This window comes from Microbacterium sp. NPDC080220, from assembly GCF_040686395.1.
Classification (GTDB): Bacteria; Actinomycetota; Actinomycetes; order Actinomycetales; family Microbacteriaceae; genus Microbacterium; species Microbacterium gawkjiense.
This window is the reverse complement of sequence record NZ_JBFBOP010000024.1, coordinates 1-1,505: the sequence shown is the minus strand read 5'-3', so window position 1 is coordinate 1,505 and position 1,505 is coordinate 1. Positions and strand designations below refer to the sequence as shown.

The window sequence follows — 1,505 nt, the reverse complement described above, 5'->3', positions numbered from 1 at the left end:
CGGCACCCGCGTCGCCAACATCGCCTCCAACGACACCTCGATGGAAGAACTCGTCGGCCTCATGACCGGCGCCGTCACCCGCAACACCGACACCACGCCCGCAGCCGATCTCACGCCCGACGGTGATGCGGTCGAGGTCACAGCGATCGAGCAGGAGGCAGACCGATGAACTCCATCAAGCCCCGCACCGAGACGGTCGCGATCGGCACGATCGACACCCCGAAGGGCGGCTTCCTCACCGGGCTCCTGAAGGCGCAGGCGTTCCAGATCCTGCTCGTGCTCGTCGCCATCGTGCTGGCGTTCTGCGCCCTCGCGCCCGACACGTTCGCGCAGTGGTCGAACTTCCGCCTCATCATCCAGAACGCGTCGATCCTCGCCGTGCTCGGCGTCGGGATGACGTACATCATCATCACCGCCGGCATCGACCTCTCCATCGGCTCCGTGCTCGTGTTCTCGGGTGTCGTGTCGGCCATGGTGATGCGCGAACTCGGCGGTCAGGGCTGGGGTGTGGCGACCATCGGCATCCTCGTGTCGATCGCCTCGGGCATCGCATGGGGGCTGTTCAACGGCTTCCTCATCGCGAAGGCGAAGATCCCGCCGCTCATCGTCACCCTCGGCTCACTCGGAATGGCGCTCGGTCTCGCGCAGATCCTCACCGGCGGTGTCGACGTCCGCTCGGTGCCATCGGTGCTCACGACCACGATCGGTTACGGCAACGTGTTCGGGACCATCCCCACGATCTCGGTCATCGCCCTCGTGTTCGTGGTGGTCGGTGCGATCGTGTTGCACTTCACCCGGTTCGGCCTGCACACGTATGCGGTCGGCTCGAGCGAGCTCGCCGCCCGACGCGTCGGTGTGAAGGTCGACCGGCACCTGATCGCCGTCTACACGCTCTCGGGGGGGCTGGCGGGTGTGGCGGGCATCCTGTCGCTCGCACAGTTCTCGACGACCGCGATCGCCGGGCAGTCGCAGACGAACCTGAACGTGATCGCGGCCGTCGTCATCGGCGGGACCTCGCTGTTCGGGGGGCTCGGGACGATCTTCGGCACCGTCGTCGGTCTGTTCATCCCGGCCGTCCTCCAGAACGGGTTCGTCATCACGGGCGTGCAGCCGTTCTGGCAGCAGGTCGCCGTGGGCGCCGTCCTCATCACCGCGGTCTACATCGACCAGGTGCGCCGCACCGCAGCAATGCGCGGCAACACCCAGAGCCTCTGGCGCAAGTTCGTCAGCGGAGGCCGGCGCGGATAGCGCGCGGCCGAGATCCCACCACCAACAGAAGAAACGGAATCACAATGAAGTGGAGCAAGAAGGCCATCGGCCTCGCCGTGTTCGGTGCCAGCGCAACCCTCGTCCTCGCGGGCTGTTCGACCGGGACCGCCCCGGGTGGCACCGGCGGTGACGGCGGTGACAGTGGTGATGATGCGTACAACATCGCGTTCGTGCAGGGTGTCGCGGGAGATGAGTTCTACATCTCGATGGAGTGCGGCATCAAGGAAGCAGCCGAT

1 protein-coding gene and 1 pseudogene are annotated in these 1,505 nt (G+C 66.4%); both read left to right on the top strand.

Features of this window, described 5'->3' with window-relative positions:
* Nucleotides 1-165 precede the first annotated feature (165 nt).
* Nucleotides 166-1,248 (top strand): ABC transporter permease, encoded by a 1,083-nt coding sequence (locus tag AB0P29_RS16135; protein WP_363381235.1) that lies wholly within the window; start codon nt 166-168, stop codon nt 1,246-1,248.
* A 44-nt stretch (nt 1,249-1,292) separates the two neighbouring features.
* Nucleotides 1,293-1,505: pseudogene (locus tag AB0P29_RS16130) on the top strand (hypothetical protein); the annotation flags it as partial.